Genomic DNA, 21,508 nt, shown 5'->3' with positions numbered 1-21,508 from the left:
TTCAAGCTGAGCGAATGATGGCTTCATGTCTTTCTTTCGTTCAGGAACCGCAGAGCCCCTTTAAACTTTATTTCAGCTTTTTAGGATCAAGCGCATCTCTCAGCCCATCTCCTAAAAAATTAAAGCATAAAACAGTCAGCAAAATGAGTAAACCTGGGAAAAGCGGGTACCACCACGCTTGCACCATAATCGAGAAATTTTGTGCATCTTGCAGCATGTTGCCCCAGCTTGCTGTTGGCGGCTGAATACCAAAGCCAAGGTAGCTGAGTGTTGATTCAGCTAAAATGACGGAGCCTACTTTTAATGTAGCTGATACAATAATAGGACCGATACAGTTCGGTAAAATATGCGAAAAGATGATGACATGATTTTTCGTTCCAATGGTTCTCGCCGCGAGGACGAATTCTCTTGTTCGAAGTGATAAGAATTCACTGCGTATGAGCCTGGCGGTTGTTGTCCAGCCTGTCAAAGCAAAGATTAAAATCAATTTATCAATGCCCGGTTTGAAAATGGTGACGAGCGTGATCAATAGAAAAATGTCTGGAATCGACAAGACGACATCCACAAACCTCATTAACAAGGAATCAACAAACCCTTTGAAATACCCCGCGACCGCGCCAACGACAGTGCCAATGGTGATTGCACCGACCACTGAAACGAAACCAACCAACAAAGAGACCCGCGCGCCATATAGCACCCTTGAGAAAATATCGCGGCCAAACTTGTCAGTGCCCATAAAATGCTCAGCACTCGGCGGCTGGAGCCGCTTCAATAAATCTTGCTGTTCTGGTGCATATGGAGCGATCACTGGAGCGAAAATGGCAGAAAAAATAATGATCAATAAGATCACGGAGCCGGCAACCGCCAATTTATTTTTGAAAAATTTCTCGCAAAACAAACGCAGCATCGTCTCAGGCTTTGGCGGAAGGCCCTCCTTTAATTTGATATCAACAGGAGGTGTTCCCATATTAGGCTGTGCCAATTGTGCTTCAGCTCCCTTCTAATATTCAATACGCGGATCAACGATCGCATATAAAATATCCGCTATTAAATTTCCAACCACCACAAGCACTGCGGAAATAACGGTCATTGCCATAATGACCGGATAATCTCTCGAAAAGGCAGAATCAATGAACAGCTTTCCAAGTCCAGGCCAGGTGAAGATTTGTTCCACCACGACTGCGCCGCCAATAAAAGATGGTATCATCAATCCGAAAATCGTTATGACCGGCATAAGACCGTTTCTTAAACCATGCTTAAAAATGACTTTGTTTTCTCTAAAGCCTTTCGCTCTTGCTGTGCGAATGTAATCCTGCCTCATCACATCAAGCATACTCGACCTTGTGTACCGGGTCAGCCCTGCCATATCAGCCGTTGCTAAAACAAAGGCAGGTAAAATGATATGATGGAGCCGGTCTAACACATTAAAATCGGCATTCAAGGTAGAAACTCCGCCAGTTGGAAACCAACCCAGGTTCACGGATAAAACCATAATGAGGATGAGACCAAACCAAAAGTTTGGAATAGCCAGTCCGATAAAAGATGTAACCGTAATACCATAGTCAAGCTTTGTATATGGACGTTTTGCTGAAAGGACACCAAATGGAATGGCGATCAGCAGGGCAACTAATGTAGAAAAGATCATGAGGATGAGGGTATTTGGCAGCCGGGCAAAAATCAAATCAGCCACGGGTGTTCCCTTTTTGACAATGGATGTGCCAAAGTCACCTTGAAGCATATTGCCAAGCCATTTCATATATTGCACATATTCAGGATCGTTCAAGCCGTACTTGTCAATAAAGGCTTCCCGGTCTGCCGCACTAATGGTAGGGTCCATCATGAGTGACATCGGATCGCCTGGTGCTGCTTTCATAATGGCAAAGGACAAGATGGTAATCCCTAATAAAATGGGAATGGAGAGTAATGTCCTTCTAATGATATATGTAACCATATGCACAACTCCTTTTTCATCGGATCGCCATTCTGTGAAAAAAAGGCCAAAATGATGTTATTTTAGCCCTTTGTCTGCTTTTCAGCGTGATCTGAAAACCCTTGAATTCTCGTGCTGATGGCGGAGCGAACGAAGTGATCTTTTTAGCACCCACGCAGAGAACTGACACCGAATGCAAGGGATTGTTCTCACGGTGAAAGGGGAGAATCCCCCCCTTCTTCACTATCAGCCTACTGTTCAAGCCACCATTTTTCAATTTTGTAATATTCATCTTTCGGGTGGTAAGAGTAGCCTTGGAGATTAGATGGCATAGCACGATGTGAGTTAGCATAGTAAAGGAACGTATACGGCTGATCCTCTGCGATCAGTTTATAAATTTTTTCATATGCCTTTGAATAATCTTTTCGATCGCTTAAGTTTTTAGCATCAACTAACAGCTTATCGACCTCTTTATTTTTATACCAGATGTTATTTAAGCCTTTTTCTGACTGGCTTGAGTGGAATATGCTGAATTGATCAGGGAATGTCGCAAGGCTCCAGCCGAGCAGCAGCGCATCATAATCCCACTTAGGCGGTGTCGTCTGCTCAATGAGTGCACTGAATTCCACAATTTGCGGCTTCGCTTCCACACCGATTTCTTTGAGCTGCTGCTGGACAACGACAGCGATATCCTCGCGAACTTTATTTCCTTGGTTGGTCTTTATGACAAAGGTGAATTTCTTGCCATCTTTATCAAGATAGCCGTCTCCATCTGTATCCTCCCAGCCCTCTTCTTTCAGCATCTTTTTCGCTTTTTCTTGATCAAACTCAAACACTGGAACATTTTCATCCTTTGGATAGTTCCAGGACAGCGGACTTTCTGGAATATTGGCTACTTTGCCGTCTCCATCTAGCACTTGGTCAACAATCGTTTGACGATCAATGGCATGTGTCAGTGCTTGGCGGACCTTTTTACTTTTAAAGAGTTCGTTTTTCTGGTTCCAGCCAATGTATGAATAATTGAGTCCTAGATCAGATTCGATTTTAATGTTGCTCACTTTTTCAGCTGTTTGCAGCTCGGATCCTGGTACAGCAAAGAAATCAATATCTCCTGCTGACAGCTGGGCAATCGCTGCATTCTGATCAGGAATGGTTTTAATTGTGACAGTATCAAGGTAAGGACGTCCATCCCAATAATCGTCAAAGGCTTCTAGTTTGACGTAGTCTCCTTCTTTCCATTCTGCGAATTTAAATGGACCTGAACCGATTGGTTTTTTTCGGTTAAATTCGTTTTCACCGAGATCTTTTATAGGCACATCACCTAAAATATGCTTAGGTAAAATACCGTAGCTTCCTAGTGTGACATTATAAAAATAAGGATCTTTTTTATTGAGCTTGAATTCGATCGAGTAGTCCCCTGTTTTTTTAACAGACTCTAAAACTTCAAAGCCTGATCCGCGCTCCCCGTTGTAGTCCTTATTGATTGGTATGCTGTATGTAAACACAACATCATCAGCAGTCAGTTCTTCACCATCATGAAACTTCACACCTTTTTTAATGGTGACATCAAACTGCTTGCCGTCATCAGATTCTTTAATATCCTCTGCCAGCGATAGCTGAGGGTTGAGCTTTCCGTCTGTTTGAAGTAAGAAGCTGTAGATTCTTTCTTCAATATCAGAGCTTGCCACATCTGTAGAATACAGCGAGTTAAATAATGTTGGCTCTGCAATTGAACCGATGACAAGATCGCCGCCTTGTACCGGTTTACCTGTGGATTTCTTTTCACTGTCTCCAGACGTTTTATTTCCACCAGAACAAGCAGCAAGGATTAATGTAAAAATCAGCAGTAAACTGACCAGAATGGACTTTCTATTTCTACCTTTCATAGACAATTCCCCCTATTCTTTTTTTAAAATAATGACTGAATCCTGTTTCATCCCCCCTCTCAAAGATGAGATCATACAAGCTTGATCAAGCGTTGTAGAGGTGGCAGGCAACAAAGTGGTTCGTTTTTAATTCTTGAAATGCTGGTACTTTTTCTTTACAGATTTCTTTCGCATGCGGGCATCTTGTGTGAAATACGCAGCCTTTTGGCGGATTTGCAGGATTCGGCAAATCGCCTTGCAGCATAATGCGTTCTCTTTTCGTCTGCCCTTTTTTACGGGTGACAGGAACGGAAGAAAGCAGAGCCTGTGTATATGGATGGAGCGGTTCATCGTACAGACTGTGCTTATCGGCAAGCTCCATCATTTTGCCGAGATACATGACGCCGACTCTATCGCTAATATGTCTGACCACACTTAAATCGTGAGAGATAAATAGATAGGTAAGGTCAAATTCCTCCTGAAGCTCCTCCATCAGATTAATAACCTGCGCCTGAATAGATACATCAAGTGCTGATACAGGCTCATCTGCGATGATCATGTCGGGATTCATGGCAAGCGCACGAGCGATGCCGATCCGCTGCCTCTGCCCGCCTGAAAATTCATGGGGATAGCGGTTCGCAAAGCTTGGATGAAGACCTACCTTTGATAAAAGCTGTTCTACTTTTTCATTTCTTTCTTTTAAGGAATATAAGTGATGTGTTTTGTAGGGTTCTTTGATGATGCTTCGAAGTGTTTTTCTAGGGTTGAGTGATGCAAAGGGATCTTGAAAAACCATTTGGATGTTTTTTCGTGTAGATTGTCTTAGCTTTGATTCTGATACGCGCGTGATGTCTTGCCCTTTAAAAAAGATTTGACCGTCGGTTGGTTCGTATAGGCGAATCATTGTCCGGCCTAGGGTGGATTTCCCGCATCCTGACTCCCCGACAATACCTAACGTTTCACCTTTATAAATCTTCAAGTCTATGCCGTCAACAGCTTTCACTGCACCGACTTTCTTCTGAAAGACGCCCGCTTTAATCGGAAAATGTTTTCGAATCTGTTTCAGTTCAAGGATCGTTTCTTTCTCTGGTAAGTCTGTTATGTGTGTTTGATTTTGAGCAAGTGTCATGTGTGGTCTGCCTCCTCATATAAGAAACATCTGACGCTTCTGCCATCTTCAAATGTTCTCAGCTTAGGCAGTTCTCCCAGGCAGCGTTCCTTCACTTGCGGACATCTAGGAGCAAAGCGGCAGCCGGCTGGAAGCTGATCTGGCGCAGGAACATTTCCTTTGATGGCTGTTAACGGCTGTATGTCTCCGTCAATGACAGGAATCGATTCAAGCAGCCCTTCTGTGTAAGGATGAAGCGGCTGTTCAAACAACTCTTCGACAGTCCCATTTTCAACAACCTGTCCGCAGTACATGACAATCACTCGATCTGCCACTTCAGACACGACACCTAAATCATGTGTGATAAGAAGAATAGATGTACCAAAGGTAGAGCATAAATCTTTCATTAAAGTGAGTACCTGTGCTTGAATGGTCACATCCAGGGCAGTTGTCGGTTCATCTGCAATGAGAAGCTTCGGATCACAGCTTAGCGCTATGGCAATCATCACTCTTTGCCGCATGCCGCCTGATAAACGATGCGGATAATCTTTCATGATTTGCTCCGGGCGGGAAAAACCAACAAGCTTCAGCAGATCAACCGCTTTTTTGACCGCTTCTTTTTTTGAAAGTTTTTTGTGATAGATGAGGATTTCTGTTATTTGTTCTCCGATGGTTAAGACGGGATTAAGTGAGGTCATGGGTTCCTGAAAGATCATAGATACATCATTACCACGGATGCTGCATAATTCCTTTTCACTATATGTAACAAGGTCCTTTCCATCAAGTTTGATGGAACCGTCCATAATTTTCCCGCCCGTGCCATGAATCAGACCCATAATGGATAAGGACGTAATGCTTTTGCCAGACCCAGACTCACCGACTAATGCGACAGTTTCTCCTCTGTTGATGCTGAAATCAACGCCATCCACAGCAGGTATCGGTTCCTTTTTTCGAAAAAAATAGGTTTTTAAGTTTTGCACTTCAAGCAGCGTGCTCATTCATTCGCCCCTTTCTCCTTAGATCAATAGAATCGAACCTGAATATTCTGTATTTTAAAAATAAAAAGAATTATTTGTATATTATTACATCGTTATGACGAAATCAAGAAGTATTTAGTAAATTTGTAATATGTCTCTTTTTATGTGAATTATTCACTTTGTGATTCTATTGCCTTTAAAAAGGTTTCTGCTGGCTCTGCAATCATAGATTCCTCGCTGATTCGGTGCTCATTGAAATATTTTTTCACGATATAAAACCCGGTAGCGTAACCAAGCATTTTAGGGTAGTTCCCTTTTCCATAAAGAAGATTCTGTATCAGCCTTTCGTCGTCCTGGACTCTTTGATCAAGATGACTGGATACCCATTTCTTGTACATACGCTGAAGCTGTTCTTCGCTATAGAAGGTGGTCCATTTCGCTGTATAGTTTTCTCCATATCTATGATACACAGCATATTCAGCGAGCCCCTCCATCATGATTGTATCGAGGAATGTAAAGTCTTTTTCTTCTTTTGAGAGAAAATGCAGCCTGCATACATGGTGATATTCATGAGTCAGCAATGTACCGATTCGCTCCTTCGGGGTATTTGGAGACAAAAAAAGAAAGACCTTGTCATCAAATGCCATGCCGGATTGATAATAAAATTGCTCTCTGATTTCTCTGCTGCTCTCATTGACAGGTAAAATAAACACAGGAATGTCTGGACCTTCCCACTGCTTTTGAAGCGTTTGATATTCTTTCATGACAAGCTTGAAGTACCCTTTTTCCTTGAGCTTGTCGATCATGTTTTTGCACGAGCTCCAAGACCGAACCATCCCGTGATGCTGCAGGTGAGCGAGGATAGACGACCATTCTTTTTCCTCGGCCCCTTTAAAATAAGGAACAAAGCGCGCTGCAAGCTCCTGAAATGATGATGATTGATGAATGAGATATTGTGTATTGATCAGACCCATACCGCTGAACACCTCCATTTTCATCATATGCAAAAAAGCGGCGATCTGTTTATCGACCGCCGCTTTCTCAGCAAGTATTATGCTTCGTATTTTTTGAAAATAATTGTCGCATTATGCCCGCCAAAACCAAGTGAGTTACTTAAAGCCACTTGTACTTCTTTTGAACGTGCTTCATTTGCTACATAATCAAGATCACATTCTTCATCCGGTGTTTCAAGATTAATGGTTGGAGGAAGGACGCTGTCTTTAATCGCAAGAACAGAGAAAATGGCTTCTACTCCGCCTGCTGCGCCAAGTAAGTGACCTGTCATTGATTTTGTCGAACTGATCGCAAGCTTGTTCGCATGCTCTCCGAACACTTCTTTAATCGCCATTGTTTCAAATTTATCATTGTAAGGTGTGCTTGTACCGTGGGCATTGATATAGTCAATGTCTTCCACAGATAAACCTGCATCTCGAATCGCTTCTTTCATTGCACGGACGCCGCCTTCTCCATTCGGAGCTGGTGCTGTTATATGGTAGGCATCTCCAGTTGAACCATAACCAACGATTTCTGCATAAATGGTCGCACCACGTTTTAAGGCATGCTCAAGTTCTTCAAGAACAATAATCCCTGCACCCTCACCCATGACAAATCCGTCACGGTTTTTGTCGAATGGACGGCTTGCTGTCTTTGGATCAGGATTTGTCGAAAGGGCTTTGTTCGCACAGAAACCTGCAAACGACATTTTTGTTAATGGCGCTTCTGTTCCGCCTGTGATCATCGCATCTGCATCACCGCGCTGAATCACTTTAAATGCATCACCAATTGAGTTTGTTCCTGTTGCACATGCTGTCACTGTACAAGAGTTAACCCCTTTTGCGCCAAGTGCAATAGAGATTTGGCCTGTCGCCATATCAGGAATCATCATTGGGACGAAGAATGGACTGACGCGTCTTGCCCCTTTATTTGAATACACTTCGAACTGCTCTTCAAATGTTTCAAGTCCGCCAATACCAGACCCAACCCATACACCAACACGCGGTGCGATTTCATCTGTGATTTCAAGACGTGAATCTTCCAGCGCTTTTTGAGCAGCAACGACTGCATATTGCGTGAAGCGTGCCATTTTTCGCGCTTCTTTTTTCTCCATGTAATCTTCAATGTTAAAATCTTTTAGTTCTGCCGCTACTTTTGCGGTATATTCACTTGAATCGACACGTGTAATAGGTCCAACCCCTGATACACCCGCTAAAGCATTTTTCCATGTTGACTCTACATCGTTGCCAAGTGGTGTCAAAGCACCTAATCCTGTAACAACTACTCGTTTTTTATCCATTAATTTGTGCACCCCACTCTTTTATCGGCCCCATCGCATAGCGATTGCGCCCCAAGTTAATCCGCCACCAAAACCAACCATTACAATCACATCGCCGTCATGAATTTTTCCGGCTTCGATTTCTTCACATAGTGAAATTGGAATGGATGCTGCTGATGTGTTTCCATATTTATGGACAGTCTTCGACATTTTTTCAACTGGAAGCTCTAAGCGTTCACGTGCTGCTTCCATAATGCGAATATTTGCTTGATGCGGGATCAAGAAATCAACGTCTTCTTTTGATAATCCAGCTTTTTCAATGACATTTACACTTGACTCGCCCATTTGTCTTACAGCAAATTTAAATACTTCTCGTCCATTCATGATTGTATGATCTTTTTCATCTAAGTACAAGTGCTTCCCGCCGCTTCCATCTGCTCCAAGTTCAAATGATAGAATTCCTTTACCTTCGCTGACTTCTCCCAGCACAGCAGCTCCAGCTCCATCTCCAAACAAAACAGCTGTATTGCGGTCATCCCAGTCGGTAATGCGAGAAAGCTTTTCAACACCGACGACAAGCACGTGTTTGTAAGTTCCTGATTCGATAAATTGTTTTCCAGTAACAAGCCCATACATAAAGCCAGCACACGCAGCGCTAATATCCATTGCACATGCTTTATGTGCACCGAGCTGCTCTTGAATCATACAAGCAACTGTCGGAAATGCTTGATCTGGCGTGACTGTCGCCACAAGAATCATATCGATATCTTCTGCAGCCACATCTGCGTCAGCTAATGCTTTTTTTGCAGCAGCAAGCGCCATATGAGATGTATTGACATCATCAGATGCAATTCTTCTTTCTTCTATACCTGTTCTAGTACGAATCCACTCGTCAGAAGTTTCAACCATTTTTTCTAAATCATGATTTGTTAATACTTTTTCAGGTATATAGCGGCCAAGGCCAATAATTCCAGCATTCATTGAATAAGACTCCTTTTACTCATACGAGCATGTGATATTGTGATCTTATATTAGTATCTGGTACTAATTTTACCTTATTTTTTTCTTCTTGGCAATACAAACGTCTAACCTTTCCTCTCACTTTTTTCATAGATTAATGATATATACCAATAGTAGAAAGGAACATGTGATATGGCGCAAAAAGATATTTTCTCAGCAATGATGTTTGGACAGCCGCTTGAAAAGGAGAAAAGCAAGACAGAGGCAAAGGAGGAACGTGCGGAGACATCTTCAAGTGATGACTCAATTGACTACATGCATGTCATGAATCAAATTGGGAACATTATGAACTCCATCGATGAGCTGAAGCCTGTGTTTAAAGATGTTGGTCCTATGATTAGTGCCTTCAAGAAAAAATTATCATAAAAAAAAGCCACTATTCTGTGGCTTTTTCTGATTCTGCATCTGCTTTTCCAAGCTCGTATGCTTCTTGCATGACAGATGTAAATAATGTTAGAAGCGGCTGAAGTGCTTCAGGCTCAAGCTGAATCCCTGCTTTATCTAACTCTTCCTTCGCCTGCGGAAAATACTTCATGGCAATTTGTAAAAATTCCATCGATTTTTCGTGCTGCATGTCGTCGTCTCCTCACTTTTCATTTGGCAGTTTACCTGTTTTTTTGTATGACGCAATATCACTTTCAATGTCTTTCACAAAAGCGTCGTCAATGGTGGAACTAAATTTCCCCATCTCGACCACTCCTTCTTTAAAATCAAAGGAGTACTCATCTTGTTCATTTAGCTTGCCTTCATTAAACTTCTTTGCAATGATACTGTACGCTTTATCAACATGCTGTACAGTGCTCGTTAAAACTGTATGGCTGCCGAGGTTGGATTGATCGGTGACGTACCCGATCGCTGATAAATTATCGGCTTTGATTTGTTCAATGACAGGGATATTATAACCATCACCTGCTGGATACACAACATCAACGCCCTGCTTTTTTAATTTTTGATAGAGCTCCACCGCTTTGTCAGCATCATCCCAGTTTTCGACAAACTCTGCTAATACTTGTACATGTTCATCTTGATATTTTGCTCCTTTGATAAAGCCGTCTACTTCACTTTGCCAATCATATGTAGCAAGAATACCAATCTTTTTTGTTTTTGACATATGTGCAGCTGTCATGCCTCCGAAAAAGCCCATCGCTTCACCTTTAAACGTCACGTTTGTGACATTGCCCGCCTGAGGCTTGTTTCCATTGACCGTAATAAATTGTATGTTTGGATAATCTTCACTGATCAAGTTAAAAATTTCACTGTATTCATTGCCATGGCCAATAATCAAATTGACTCCTTTTTTATGGAATTCTTCAATGGCATCAACGATTTTCTCCTTGTCGACCATTCCTTCCTTATAATAAACATCTACACCAAATGTTGATTGGATACTTAATAAGCCTTTATAACCTTTCGTTCCCCAAACTTGATCATTGATCGTATCGGGGACGAGTAAACCCACCTTCTCAATTTTTCCTTTTAAAGGCGCCTGCGAGCAGGCAGATAATAGAAGAAGGAACGAAAAGATCATGACAAGCCGCTGGTACTTCATGCCATGTTCAACTCCCTTTTACAACATGCAGTGATGAACCTGTATGTTAAATATAGGTTTATTTTATACTGAAAAAAGATAAGATGGAAGATCATTCTTGCTTTTTGTCGAAAAATGTTGAGTTTTGTCTTTTCCATTCTGCAATCATGTCTTCTGCTTGTTTGTCATCTGTTTGGCTTTCTACCTTCAGTTCATACGTCATATCCTGTCTTTGACCTGTGTCCGATGCCCATTGTAACAATTCCTTTGCCACATCTTCTACAAAAAGTGAATCTGCACGCTTTGTTTGATCTTCATTGAGTGTCCATGGTCCGAACATGCGAGGAAGAATAACTGCCGGCACATTCTGTTTCGCTGATTCGTTTTCAGGTTTTTCATAAAGAATCCGGTACATGCCATGCTCTGCTTTGATGTCTTTCAGCCTGTTATGCGATTCCTCTGATTGAATAAAAATGAAGTCATATGTGTCTTTGCTATCCTGAAGGTCAATGACACGAACGAGATCATTTCTGCCCAGCCACATCATCCGCTCTTCTAACAGTGCCTTTTGTTCTTCTTTAAGATCTTGAGGACGTATGATATCCACTTGAATGCCCTCTTTCATCATATATTCACAAAGTGTCAGGCCAAAAAACTCATCTGCCCCTATGATCAGTCCTGTTTCCATGTTCATGTCCCCTTTTTTAATATCGAATAAAAAGAAGAGCCCTTTCTATGAAGGGCTGTTATCATCCTATTCATCACAATTCTCTTTCATGCGATTTATAAAACTTGTGAATGGATTGAAAGATTCTTCTCGGATGATCAAACATATGCAGCGTGAGATCGACCTGACAATGTTCTGGATTTTTCATATGCTGATCAATAAAAGGCTTTGCGTGAAGTTCATATGCATAAGGTGCGCCGTTTAGCCTTTGCCATATATGAATCGGCACATGAGCAGAATGAACAGGACAAGAAGGCAGTGGATACGTTTCAGCTTCCTTTTCAGAACAGCCATAGCTCTCTGCTAACTCTTTGAGCAGCTGCTTATAAAAGAATTTGTGTTCCTTTTCTCTTTCTCGTTGTGCATCCAGATTCAGACATGGATTCACCATCGCAATGGACCTTAGTACTTCAGGCATCTCCTCAGCAAGGCTCATGGCAACAAGTGCACCCATTCCCTCTGCGAGCACATGAATTTCCCGGTTTAATATTTCTTGTTTTAGTGTGTGATGCACGAGCTGCTTGGCACTAAAAACAGCATCTTCGCATCCCCAGTGATTCCCATGAAGATGACTATTAAATAATGTATATCCTTCATCCTTTAAGGCAGTTAAAAGCTGGTTTCTTCCATAATGCTGAAGCCAGAATGATGTATTTTCCTGCACAAAGTGATTTCGGTCACCGAGGATTAGAATGCCAAAGCCATTTGGTTTTTGAGGAAGGTGAATGATGTTCCACTGGGAACCAAGCTGGAAAAAACGTTCGCTTACACCCATATGGCCAGCCTCCTTTCAGTGATTCTGCTTTCTATGATATGAACAACAACTCTTGTAGGAATAAGGAAATCCCCTAAAGACAGAAGAATTCTTTTTATTTTTATAGCAGAAGGTCTCAAATTGGTCACATAAAGGCGGAAAACAGTCTTTTCCCTTCACTTGCATCTATGGTATGATAATCAATAGATTGTTACATAAAGGACGGTGGGATTATGCATTATATTATCACCCTCATTTGGACTTTTCTGCTAACACATATGGCTGGTTACATCGTTGCCTCTATGAATGGAGCTGCTTATGATTTTACGCTCACTTCCATTCTTGCAGTTGTGTTTACGGTTATTTTATTCATCTTTGCTGAAGTAAGTCCAATGAAAGAAACGGAAAGTTCAACAAAACATTCTTAATATGACTTGTGAAAAAGAGCTAAATTGATGTTTAGCTCTTTTTTCTTTTTTTCAGAGTGATTGCGGCACGCTAAAACCCCCTGCCTTAAACATACAGGGGGTTTTTATTGTTTAGACCTCGACGGTTTCGGACTTCTGTTTGTCCTCTGTCAAATGGCTTTTCGCAAGCCCTGTAAACAGGAAGATCGCGATACCTGATAAAATTTCAAGGATTCCTCCGCCAGCAATGACAGGTCCCGCTCCAAATCTTTCTGCCAGGACGCCTGATACGACAGCTGCAAGCGGGAGGAAGACATTTGATGAGGCATTGATCACAGCATATACTTGCGGCTGATCCTCTTGGTCAACAGATGTTTGAATAATGACCATTTCCGGCACATTAATCGCACTGACAGCAGCTCCGAAAATAAAGGAAGCAAGCAGAACAACCGGCAGCCATGTACTCATCCCTGTCATAAAGAATGCAGCCCCTTCAATCATGCCAGCGACAATAAAGAACAAACCAAATCTCTTAATTTTCACCTTTGCCAGAGCAAAGCCCATCATAAACGCGCCAACTGCGGCAACACCTCTTAAAATGGAATACACCATGGAGTCGCTTTGCAGCGCTTCTGCTACGTATACCGCTGACAGTGCCTGCCACGGAGCTGCTGCGACATTCATTAAGATACAATACAGCGTGAGCGCAAATAAAATGTGATGGTTTTTGACAACGAGAAAACCTCTTTTTAAGTTATACAAATATGTATTCTTCGCTTGTTTAATGCCCGCTGCTTTTTCTTCATCGGTTTTCTTTAGTTTGACCCCGATAATAAACAGACCAGAAATCACAAATAAAGCAGTGGTGATCAGCAGAGTATCTGCAGGTCCAATTAATTTAACCAAAAGACCTGCCACCATGACTGCTGCAAGTGCAACAATCTCAAAAGAAGATTGCAGGATTGCATTTGCTTTTTGAATGAGATGCTTTGGAACAATCTGCGGTAAGATCGCCACCGAAGCTGGATTATAAGCTGCACCTGTTGCCGATTGAATAACCATTAATGAAATCAATAACCATAGAGGCAATAGATGCGAAAAGTGCAGAAGTGGAATAATGAGTACAATTGTTGCTCGAACAACATCTGAAGCGAACATCCATTTAGACAAATGGTGCTTTTTCATAAGAGGTCCTAATATTGGGGCTAACAAAGATGAAGGGAGAACAGTTACTGCTAGAAGAAGTCCTGTACCTAGCGCTCCATCCCCTCTTAAAATCAATAGCCAAAGGACGGATGTAAAAGCAAAACTTTCCCCTGTGTTTTTAATGAGTCTTGATATGAATAATGAGGTAAAGCGTTTATTCCAAACACTTTCACTGAGATTCATCTTTTCCATCACACAAATCCTTTCAACAATATATTACATATTTTACCTTAAGTTCTCTTTTTTTCATACTATTTATTTGAAAATTTGAACTTAATTGTTTTTTATTATAAAGAAAAAAGAGGCATGACACATGCCTCTAAAGTCTTATTCCTGCTGACTCTTAGTCAATTGCTTACGGCTTTCTTTGGTAGGTCCAAACGCGATTATGGTTCGAGTTATCAGGAAAGACATCGCCTGCTTTAAGCTTAATCTTTAAAGGATCTTTCACCATACTTCCAGTTTCGCCGATCTCGATATACACACCATTATTCGGTGCTTTATTCCCTGATTTAAACTGATGCTGCTGACCCATTTTCATCCTCCTTTCTCGATTGATGTTATTATGTCCCGTCCCTTGCCTCTCCAATCCTTTATGCAAAAAGTCCCTGCTCATACGAGTCAGGGACACTTGGATTTATTTGGATGGTTGATACATAAGTTCTTTCATTAACGCTTTTTGCACATGCAGGCGGTTTTCTGCCTGTTGAAATACTTTTGATTGCGGCCCGTCAATAATATCTGCCGTTACTTCTTCCCCGCGATGTGCCGGGAGACAATGAAGGAAAATATAGTCCTTTGCTGCATGACTCATCAGTTCGTCATTGACTTGATATTCTTTAAATTCAGCAAGACGTTTCTCTGTTTCTGCTTCCTGCCCCATGCTTGTAAACACATCTGAATAAATAACATCTGCATCTTTTACAGCTGCAACAGGATCTGTTGTCACAGTCACTTCTGCGCCTGATTGTTTTGCAAACTCACGGGCAGTGTCTGTTACTTCTTGAAGTGGTTCATAGCCTTTTGGTGATGCAACCGCAATGTCACAGCCTAGCTGCGCACAGCCGACCATCAAGGAGTGCGCCACGTTATTTCCGTCACCGATATAGGCCACTTTGATTCCTTTTAAAGTACCTTTTGTTTCTTTAATGGTTAATAAATCAGCAAGCGCCTGACATGGATGTGAGTAGTCAGTTAATCCATTAATGACTGGAATTGACGCGTATTGTGCAAGCTCTTCAACCTTCTCATGTTCAAAGGTTCGAATCATAATACCGTCGACATAACCAGACAGCACCTGCGCTGTATCACTGATGGTTTCTCCTCTGCCAATTTGCAAATCATTTGAGCTGAGGAAGAGCGCATGTCCTCCTAGCTGCGTCATCCCCGCTTCAAACGAGACACGGGTTCTAGTTGAAGATTTTTCAAAGATCATCGCTAACGTTTTTCCTTTGAATAAATCTTGATATGGGTTTTGTTTCATTTCTTCCGCTTTTTCAATTAAATAAGCAATCTCATGGATTGAGAAATCTTTTAATGATAAAAAGTCTTTTCCGTATAATGCCGGTTGCACGTCGACTTGACTCATGCCGTCACTTCCTTTTTATATAATTCATGGAGCGATACTGGTGATACATCTCCATTTTTTCCTTGCAGGAATGCTTGAACTGTTTCATATTCGGTTAGGACTTGAACGCCGTGTGTGAGTGCTTTTACACGCTGCTCTTTTGCCTCTTCATCTTCTCCTAAATGAATATGAAGGGATTTGTCTTCATTCTGCAGCCAAGATTCAAAGCTGCCAGTCCAGACGTCAAAGCCTGCATGCTTCGCTTCATCTATCAATTGATCGCTGCCTTGTATAAAGAGGCTTCCTTTTTGCTTCCAGATCGGCGCAAACACTTTTTTCAAGGCGCTTTCGGCGTTCTTGCCTACACACATACCTTCTCCTGTCGCTTTCATTTCAGGTGTCAGCTTGAGGTCGATATCTTGAATGGCATGTGATGAGAACACTGGGAATTTGACCGCTGTCCCCCCTTTGTTTTTCGTTGCAGGGTTTAGTTTTTCAAGCGATGCACCAGCTAATAATTGAGTGGCCATTGGGATCATATCAATGCCCATTACCTTACTGACGACTGGTACAGTCCGGCTTGCCCTCGGATTCACTTCTAATACAAGCGCCTGATCCCCTTTGATGACAAATTGGATATTCATAATGCCCTTGAACGCTAATTTCTTCGCTATTTGTTCAGACGCGGTATACACCTGCTGTTTGATGTCTTCACTGATTGAGATACTTGGTAAAATGGCAAAGCTGTCACCTGAGTGCACGCCCGCTTTCTCAATATGTTCTACGATGGTTGGAATGAAGGCCTTTTTCCCGTCAGAAATAAGATCGACTTCAATTTCTTTTCCTGTGACGTACTCATCAATTAAGATTGGGTATGGTAAATGATCTGGCTGATCAAGCAGTGACGCCAAATGTGCTTCTGACTGAACAACGATCATTCCCATTCCGCCAATGACATACGATGGGCGAATTAATACAGGGTAACCGATGCTTTTCGCATGTACGAGTGCTTCTTCTTTTGAATGAGCCGTATCTCCTTTTGCGTGAGGAAGATTCAGTTCATCAAGAAGCTGATAGAATAAATCACGGTCTTCAAGTGCATCCAGCGTATCAAAGGACGTACCTAACAACGTGACACCGGCTTTTTCCAATCCTTCTGCGACGTTAATCGCAGTCTGTCCGCCAAATTGGACAATGACAAAATCAATCTGTTCTGCTTCCACAACGTTTAGGATGTGCTCTAATGTAATCGGCTCAAAATATAAACGATCGGCAATCTCATAATCAGTACTGACTGTTTCTGGATTGTTGTTCATCATGATGGTTTCAAATCCAAGCTTTTGCAAGGTCAGAACGCCATGAACGGCACTGTAATCAAACTCGACCCCCTGCCCGATTCGGATCGGACCAGAGCCAATGATGAGTGCACGCTGCTTTGTTTTTTCTTGATGTTCACCATCGCTTTTGCCGAAGTAGGTGGAATAGAAGTAATTCGTTTTTGCATCAAATTCCGCCGCACATGTGTCAACAATTTTAAATGAAGCAGCAATGCCGTATTCTTGACGAAGCTGCCTGATTGACTCTTCCGTGTAACCCGTAAGAAGAGCAATCGTTTCATCAAGGAAACCCTTTTCCTTTACCTTTTTCAAGGTATCTTTTGATAACGTCCCCTTATGATCTTTCAATTCTTGTTCGAGCGTAATCATATTCTGGAACACATGTAAGAAGAATCGATCAATTTTCGTCGTTTGATGAATCGTTTCAACCGTTTCTTGTCTTGAAAGAAGCTCCATAACAGCGAAAAACCGGCGATCGTCTGGTGTTTTGATGAGTTCAAATAATTGTTCTGTCGATTGCTCTTTCAGTTCTGGAAGGTGGAAGCCCTTCGTTTTAATTTCAAGTGATGCAACTGCTTTTTGAATGGCTGACTCTAAATTCCGATCAATCGCCATGACTTCGCCAGTGGCCTTCATTTTTGTGCCTAATTGACGATCTGCCTGTTTAAATTTATCAAACGGCCAGCGCGGGAATTTCACGACAACATAATCGAGTGCCGGCTCAAAACTAGCATAGGTTGTGCCTGTGAGCGGGTTTTTCAATTCGTCTAGCGTATAACCCACCGCAAGCTTAGCTGCCATTTTCGCAATCGGATAGCCTGTTGCTTTTGATGCAAGAGCGGAAGAACGGCTGACCCGAGGATTCACCTCAATGACAAAGTATTCTTTACTGAGTGGATCAAGGGCAAATTGGATGTTGCAGCCGCCGACTACATCCAGCGCTGAAATGATTTTCAGGCTTGCAGAACGGAGCATTTGGTAATCCTGATCTGTTAATGTTTGGGAAGGTGCAACGACAATCGAGTCTCCTGTATGCACACCAACTGGATCGATATTTTCCATGTTGCATACCGTGATACACGTATTTTGACGGTCTCTCATGACCTCATATTCGACTTCTTTAAAGCCAGCTATGCTTTTTTCAACTAAACACTGGTGAATTGGACTCGCTAAAAGAGCTCCTTCAATGAGCGGCTTAAACGCCTCTTCTGTTAGAGCGATTCCGCCGCCTTTACCGCCAAGTGTGTATGCTGGTCTTAGGATAACTGGGAAGCCGACTTCTTTTGCAAATTGAAGAGCATCTTCCGCATTATCCACAATTTCACTATCTGGCACAGGTTCGTTCAAATGCTTCATGAGAGCACGGAATTTCTCTCGATCTTCACCGTTTTCAATGGTTTCAACTGACGTTCCGAGCAGGGTCACCCCATGCTTTTTCAGCACACCGGCTTTTTCCAGCTCGACAGCAAGGTTTAAAGCCGTCTGTCCGCCAAGGTTGGCTAAAAGACCATCTGGTTTTTCCTTTTCAATGATTCTTGTCACTGAATCAACTGAAAGCGGTTCAAAATAGATTTCATCAGCAAAAGACTCGTCTGTCATAATGGTTGCTGGGTTATTATTCACTAAGATGACTTTGTAGCCTTCTTCTTTTAAGGCCATACATCCTTGTGTTCCTGAGTAATCAAATTCTGCTGCCTGACCAATGATGATTGGACCAGACCCGATGACTAGAATGGTTTGTATGCTTTGATCTTTAGGCATGTGCGACTTCTCTCCTTGCTTGTTTCACTTTCTCAATAAAATCATCGAATACCCATTCACTTTCAGCAGGCCCTGGGTGTGCTTCTGGATGAAATTGAACTGACATAATCAGCTTTTCTTTATGAATGAATCCTTCTACAGATCCATCATTGACATGAAGGAATTTCACATCCACTTCTTTGTCATTCATGCTTTTTTCATTCACAACATAGCTGTGGTTCTGACTTGTCATAAAGACACGTTTGGATTCTGTATCCTGGACAGGATGATTCGCTCCCCTGTGGCCAAATGGTAGCTTATACGTATCTCCGCCAAGTGCAAGAGCGATTAATTGGTGACCTAGGCAGATCCCAAGTGTCGGAAATGACATCATAATGTCATGAATTGTTTTTAAATACGGTGTCATGGTTTTCGGGTCTCCAGGTCCGTTTGAGAGCAGGATCGCATCCGGCTTAATCTCAAATACCTTTTCCATTTGTTTATATGGAATGACGGTTACTTTACAGCCGCGTGCTGCAAGCGAATCTGCAATTGATTTTTTAAAGCCAAAATCAATGAGCGCCACATGCTCCTCACCGCTGCCTTGTGTGTAAATCTCACTATCTGTCACCTGTGCGACGACATTGTCTTGTTTCATTGCAGGCGGTGTTTCGTTTTCGTCTACACTGAGCACAGCGTTCATCGTTCCATTTGCCCGGATGTTTTGCACGACTGCGCGCGTATCTGTATGTGTCAGAAGCGGGATATTCCACTTTTGTAAATAATCTTTTAAGCTGACTGCTGCAAGATGATGTGAAAAATGCTCTGCTGCCTCGTACACAACCACCGCTTTTACTTGAGGCTTTTTGCTCTCAAAGTCTTCATGGTTAATGCCGTAATTTCCGATCAGCGGATATGTGAAAACAATGATCTGACCTTTATAGGAAGGATCTGTGAGCACCTCTTGATAACCTGTCATACCTGTAAAAAAGACCACTTCACCTGTGATGCCAGCTTCTCCTGTCAGATCTCCTTCAAAAGAGGCTCCATCTTCTAAATTTAAATAACCTTTCATGCTTATGTCACCCCAAAATTGAATAATTAATGATACAAATGTATTTTTATACGTTCGTTTGTAAAAAAATTTACACCGAAACTGTTTTATTGGCTAATACTTGAACAATTGCTTCGATCGCCTGATCCAGCTCTGCTTTCTTCACATTCAGCGGAGGTAATAAACGAATGACATTCGGACCAGCTGGAAGCACAAGCAAACCTTGTTCTCTAAGAGCTGTGATATAGCCGGCGACTGGCTGATCACATTCAATACCTGCCATCAATCCTTTTCCCCGCACTTCTTTTACAATATTCAGCTGTTTGACTTTTTGCAGCTTTTCTAACAGGTAATCACCCTTTTCTTTCACTTCTGAAAGAAACTCTTCTTTGAAAATGACATCGAGTGTCGCATTCACAGCGGCCATGGCGAGCATATTCCCACCAAATGTTGTACCATGTGAACCTGGAGAGAATGCATCTCCTAGAGCTTTTTTCCCTATCACTGCACCAACTGGAAAGCCGTTGCCTAACCCTTTTGCTGCTGAGATAATATCAGGGTCAAGACACGTCTCTTCGTACGCAAATGCTGTTCCTGTACGACCGATGCCCGTTTGAATTTCATCTACAATCAGCAGTGCTTCATGCTTTTTGCAAAATGCTTGAACGGCTTCAAGGAATTCTGGTGTCGCTGGATTCACTCCACCTTCACCTTGCACAACCTCCAGCATCACCGCTGCCACATCATCGACTGCACAGGCTGACATAGCGTCTGGATCATTAAACGGTACGTAGTGAAAGCCTTCTAGCATAGGGCCAAAGCCAGTTTTGATTTTATCTTGACCTGTGGCAGCCATACCAGCATACGTGCGCCCATGGAAAGAGTGCAAAAATGTGACGATATTTGTTTTCCCTGTCGCTTTACGTGCTAATTTAATGGCACCTTCATTTGCCTCTGCCCCGCTATTGCAGAAAAACACGAGATCCCCTGAACTGTTTGCTGCCAGCTTTTCTGCTGCTTTTTCTTGCAATCCATTTTCAAATAGATTCGATACGTGCCAGACGTGGTCAAGCTGTTCCTTAATGGCTTGATTGACCTTTGGGTGATTGTGGCCTAAATTTGTAACAGCAATGCCTTGTATAAAGTCTAAATATTTTTTTCCATTTGTATCGATTGCCCAAGAACCTGCTGCCTCTTTAATTTCAACATTCCACCGTCCATAGTTTTGAAAAAGATGACTCACAGGACCGCCTCCTTTTGTTTCACGATTCTTGTTCCTTTAAAGGTTTCTCCTGTAAAGATACTGCCTTTGCCATTTACGATCATCACTTCATCTACATCACCTGATAAAGCACTCAAAGCGGATTGTACTTTTGGAATCATTCCCCCGGAAATAATGCCTTCATCAATGAGTGAAAGGGCTTCTTGTTCTGTGACGACATCTAATAGTTCACCATTTTTTAAAATGCCTTCAACATCTGTGACAAACATGAGCTTATCAGCTTTCATCGCTCCGGCGACAGCTGATGCAGCTAAATCAGCATTCACATTTAAGGTTTGGCATTCTTCCGTCATAGACAGCGGCGCAATCACAGGAATGAATTGTTTCTCCATGAGTGCTTCTGCCATCTCTGGATGAACTTCTTTGATTTCACCAACGTACCCGTAAACGTCTTGATCAAGGAAATCGGCGACAAGCATCTGCCCATCTTTACCGGATACGCCGACAGATGATATATCATGCTTTGCAAGCTCTGACACAAAGTATTTATTGACTGTTCCTGAGAGAACCATTTCGGCTACCTCTAACACAGGCTTCGTTGTTTTACGCTGACCATCAACAAATTCTGTTTTCACTTCTAATTTTTGCAGCATGTCGGTGATTTCAGGTCCTCCGCCATGCACGATAGCCAGCTTAAATCCAGCAGCTTGAAGTGAGCGGACATTTTCATAAAATGTATCTGAAAGTTCTCGAATGACACTGCCTCCACACTTGAACACGATCGTTTTATTCAT

Annotated in this window: 21 protein-coding genes; 2 read left to right on the top strand and 19 right to left on the bottom strand. The window is 42.2% G+C overall.

The features are described from left to right. Positions 1–67: 67 nt before the first annotated feature. From opp4C to NSS76_RS05665, 8 genes are all read right to left on the bottom strand, one after another. Complete coding sequence (opp4C, locus tag NSS76_RS05700; RefSeq protein WP_341082665.1) at positions 68–967, bottom strand: oligopeptide ABC transporter permease; 900 nt, start codon at positions 965–967, stop codon at positions 68–70. Between the two features lie 33 nt (positions 968–1,000). Further along, entirely contained in the window at positions 1,001–1,951 is a 951-nt protein-coding gene (locus NSS76_RS05695; protein ID WP_024426486.1) for an ABC transporter permease, read from the bottom strand. Between the two features lie 230 nt (positions 1,952–2,181). After that, entirely contained in the window at positions 2,182–3,816 is a 1,635-nt protein-coding gene (locus tag NSS76_RS05690; RefSeq protein WP_341081229.1) for a peptide-binding protein, read from the bottom strand. 85 nt (positions 3,817–3,901) lie between these two features. Then, positions 3,902–4,924: an ABC transporter ATP-binding protein gene (locus NSS76_RS05685; RefSeq protein WP_341081227.1), complete on the bottom strand. Its 1,023-nt coding sequence runs from the start codon at positions 4,922–4,924 to the stop codon at positions 3,902–3,904. Next, complete coding sequence (locus NSS76_RS05680; RefSeq protein WP_025093401.1) at positions 4,921–5,901, bottom strand: ABC transporter ATP-binding protein; 981 nt, start codon at positions 5,899–5,901, stop codon at positions 4,921–4,923. Before NSS76_RS05680 ends, NSS76_RS05685 begins: the two co-directional genes overlap by 4 nt. Before the next feature lie 149 nt (positions 5,902–6,050). Further along, complete coding sequence (locus NSS76_RS05675; RefSeq protein WP_024425050.1) at positions 6,051–6,854, bottom strand: DUF2268 domain-containing protein; 804 nt, start codon at positions 6,852–6,854, stop codon at positions 6,051–6,053. A 77-nt stretch (positions 6,855–6,931) separates the two neighbouring features. After that, positions 6,932–8,173, bottom strand: a complete 1,242-nt coding sequence (fabF, locus tag NSS76_RS05670) for a beta-ketoacyl-ACP synthase II (RefSeq protein WP_024425051.1) — start codon at positions 8,171–8,173, stop codon at positions 6,932–6,934. A gap of 21 nt (positions 8,174–8,194) precedes the next feature. After that, positions 8,195–9,133 carry a beta-ketoacyl-ACP synthase III gene (locus NSS76_RS05665; protein ID WP_024425052.1) on the bottom strand — a complete coding sequence of 313 codons (939 nt, stop codon included), beginning with the start codon at positions 9,131–9,133 and terminating at the stop codon, positions 8,195–8,197. Between the two features lie 171 nt (positions 9,134–9,304). On the opposite strand from NSS76_RS05665, the gene NSS76_RS05660 reads away from it, so the two are divergent. Next, positions 9,305–9,538 (top strand): hypothetical protein, encoded by a 234-nt coding sequence (locus NSS76_RS05660; RefSeq protein WP_024425053.1) that lies wholly within the window; start codon positions 9,305–9,307, stop codon positions 9,536–9,538. A gap of 10 nt (positions 9,539–9,548) precedes the next feature. Here the strand turns inward: NSS76_RS05660 and NSS76_RS05655 are convergent, their stop codons facing one another. The 4 genes from NSS76_RS05655 to NSS76_RS05640 all read right to left on the bottom strand — a co-directional run bounded on the left by NSS76_RS05655 (position 9,549) and on the right by NSS76_RS05640 (position 12,202). Next, entirely contained in the window at positions 9,549–9,746 is a 198-nt protein-coding gene (locus tag NSS76_RS05655) for a ComZ family protein (protein WP_024425054.1), read from the bottom strand. 12 nt (positions 9,747–9,758) lie between these two features. Then, positions 9,759–10,721: a BMP family ABC transporter substrate-binding protein gene (locus tag NSS76_RS05650; protein ID WP_024425055.1), complete on the bottom strand. Its 963-nt coding sequence runs from the start codon at positions 10,719–10,721 to the stop codon at positions 9,759–9,761. Between the two features lie 91 nt (positions 10,722–10,812). After that, a complete protein-coding gene (locus tag NSS76_RS05645; protein ID WP_103132101.1) occupies positions 10,813–11,388 on the bottom strand; it encodes a nad binding enzyme in 576 nt (191 codons plus the stop codon). Between the two features lie 73 nt (positions 11,389–11,461). Further along, positions 11,462–12,202 (bottom strand): hypothetical protein, encoded by a 741-nt coding sequence (locus NSS76_RS05640; protein WP_024425057.1) that lies wholly within the window; start codon positions 12,200–12,202, stop codon positions 11,462–11,464. Between the two features lie 212 nt (positions 12,203–12,414). Here NSS76_RS05640 and NSS76_RS05635 point away from each other — a divergent pair, with 212 nt between their 5' ends. Further along, on the top strand, positions 12,415–12,609 hold the full coding sequence (locus NSS76_RS05635; RefSeq protein ID WP_003211779.1) for a YjzD family protein: 195 nt from the start codon (positions 12,415–12,417) through the stop codon (positions 12,607–12,609). Between the two features lie 111 nt (positions 12,610–12,720). On the opposite strand, the gene NSS76_RS05630 is transcribed toward NSS76_RS05635, so the two are convergent. The 7 genes from NSS76_RS05630 to argB all read right to left on the bottom strand — a co-directional run bounded on the left by NSS76_RS05630 (position 12,721) and on the right by argB (position 21,508). Continuing rightward, entirely contained in the window at positions 12,721–13,986 is a 1,266-nt protein-coding gene (locus NSS76_RS05630; protein WP_034282089.1) for an MFS transporter, read from the bottom strand. A 163-nt stretch (positions 13,987–14,149) separates the two neighbouring features. Beyond that, positions 14,150–14,329 carry a YjzC family protein gene (locus tag NSS76_RS05625; protein WP_008348517.1) on the bottom strand — a complete coding sequence of 60 codons (180 nt, stop codon included), beginning with the start codon at positions 14,327–14,329 and terminating at the stop codon, positions 14,150–14,152. 102 nt (positions 14,330–14,431) lie between these two features. Continuing rightward, the gene (argF, locus tag NSS76_RS05620) at positions 14,432–15,382 is read right to left on the bottom strand and encodes an ornithine carbamoyltransferase (protein ID WP_041110110.1); all 951 of its coding nucleotides are present in this window, start codon (positions 15,380–15,382) and stop codon (positions 14,432–14,434) included. Then, a complete protein-coding gene (locus NSS76_RS05615; protein WP_125586509.1) occupies positions 15,379–18,459 on the bottom strand; it encodes a carbamoyl phosphate synthase large subunit in 3,081 nt (1,026 codons plus the stop codon). The genes argF and NSS76_RS05615 overlap by 4 nt, the downstream gene beginning before the upstream one ends. Then, on the bottom strand, positions 18,452–19,513 hold the full coding sequence (locus NSS76_RS05610) for a carbamoyl phosphate synthase small subunit (RefSeq protein WP_024425061.1): 1,062 nt from the start codon (positions 19,511–19,513) through the stop codon (positions 18,452–18,454). Before NSS76_RS05610 ends, NSS76_RS05615 begins: the two co-directional genes overlap by 8 nt. 70 nt (positions 19,514–19,583) lie before the next feature. Continuing rightward, positions 19,584–20,735, bottom strand: coding sequence for an acetylornithine transaminase (locus NSS76_RS05605; RefSeq protein ID WP_044335428.1), 1,152 nt, complete (start codon positions 20,733–20,735; stop codon positions 19,584–19,586). Then, a complete protein-coding gene (argB, locus tag NSS76_RS05600) occupies positions 20,732–21,508 on the bottom strand; it encodes an acetylglutamate kinase (protein WP_025093396.1) in 777 nt (258 codons plus the stop codon). Before argB ends, NSS76_RS05605 begins: the two co-directional genes overlap by 4 nt.

It is taken from the genome of Bacillus sp. FSL R5-0654 (assembly GCF_038008745.1).
Taxonomy (GTDB): domain Bacteria; phylum Bacillota; class Bacilli; order Bacillales; family Bacillaceae; genus Bacillus; species Bacillus safensis.
Note: the sequence above shows the minus strand (reverse complement) of the source record. Positions and strands in the feature narration are given on the sequence as shown.

Bases quoted from the DNA above. Each gene is read 5' to 3' on its own strand.
- opp4C (WP_341082665.1), bottom strand. From the start codon at position 967: ATGGGAACACCTCCTGTTGATATCAAATTAAAGGAGGGCCTTCCGCCA.
- NSS76_RS05695 (WP_024426486.1), bottom strand. From the start codon at position 1,951: ATGGTTACATATATCATTAGAAGGACATTACTCTCCATTCCCATTTTA.
- NSS76_RS05690 (WP_341081229.1), bottom strand. From the start codon at position 3,816: ATGAAAGGTAGAAATAGAAAGTCCATTCTGGTCAGTTTACTGCTGATT.
- NSS76_RS05685 (WP_341081227.1), bottom strand. From the start codon at position 4,924: ATGACACTTGCTCAAAATCAAACACACATAACAGACTTACCAGAGAAA.
- NSS76_RS05680 (WP_025093401.1), bottom strand. From the start codon at position 5,901: ATGAGCACGCTGCTTGAAGTGCAAAACTTAAAAACCTATTTTTTTCGA.
- NSS76_RS05675 (WP_024425050.1), bottom strand. From the start codon at position 6,854: ATGGGTCTGATCAATACACAATATCTCATTCATCAATCATCATCATTT.
- fabF (WP_024425051.1), bottom strand. From the start codon at position 8,173: ATGGATAAAAAACGAGTAGTTGTTACAGGATTAGGTGCTTTGACACCA.
- NSS76_RS05665 (WP_024425052.1), bottom strand. From the start codon at position 9,133: ATGAATGCTGGAATTATTGGCCTTGGCCGCTATATACCTGAAAAAGTA.
- NSS76_RS05660 (WP_024425053.1), top strand. From the start codon at position 9,305: ATGGCGCAAAAAGATATTTTCTCAGCAATGATGTTTGGACAGCCGCTT.
- NSS76_RS05655 (WP_024425054.1), bottom strand. From the start codon at position 9,746: ATGCAGCACGAAAAATCGATGGAATTTTTACAAATTGCCATGAAGTAT.
- NSS76_RS05650 (WP_024425055.1), bottom strand. From the start codon at position 10,721: ATGAAGTACCAGCGGCTTGTCATGATCTTTTCGTTCCTTCTTCTATTA.
- NSS76_RS05645 (WP_103132101.1), bottom strand. From the start codon at position 11,388: ATGGAAACAGGACTGATCATAGGGGCAGATGAGTTTTTTGGCCTGACA.
- NSS76_RS05640 (WP_024425057.1), bottom strand. From the start codon at position 12,202: ATGGGTGTAAGCGAACGTTTTTTCCAGCTTGGTTCCCAGTGGAACATC.
- NSS76_RS05635 (WP_003211779.1), top strand. From the start codon at position 12,415: ATGCATTATATTATCACCCTCATTTGGACTTTTCTGCTAACACATATG.
- NSS76_RS05630 (WP_034282089.1), bottom strand. From the start codon at position 13,986: ATGGAAAAGATGAATCTCAGTGAAAGTGTTTGGAATAAACGCTTTACC.
- NSS76_RS05625 (WP_008348517.1), bottom strand. From the start codon at position 14,329: ATGGGTCAGCAGCATCAGTTTAAATCAGGGAATAAAGCACCGAATAAT.
- argF (WP_041110110.1), bottom strand. From the start codon at position 15,382: ATGAGTCAAGTCGACGTGCAACCGGCATTATACGGAAAAGACTTTTTA.
- NSS76_RS05615 (WP_125586509.1), bottom strand. From the start codon at position 18,459: ATGCCTAAAGATCAAAGCATACAAACCATTCTAGTCATCGGGTCTGGT.
- NSS76_RS05610 (WP_024425061.1), bottom strand. From the start codon at position 19,513: ATGAAAGGTTATTTAAATTTAGAAGATGGAGCCTCTTTTGAAGGAGAT.
- argB (WP_025093396.1), bottom strand. From the start codon at position 21,508: ATGAATAAAACGATCGTGTTCAAGTGTGGAGGCAGTGTCATTCGAGAA.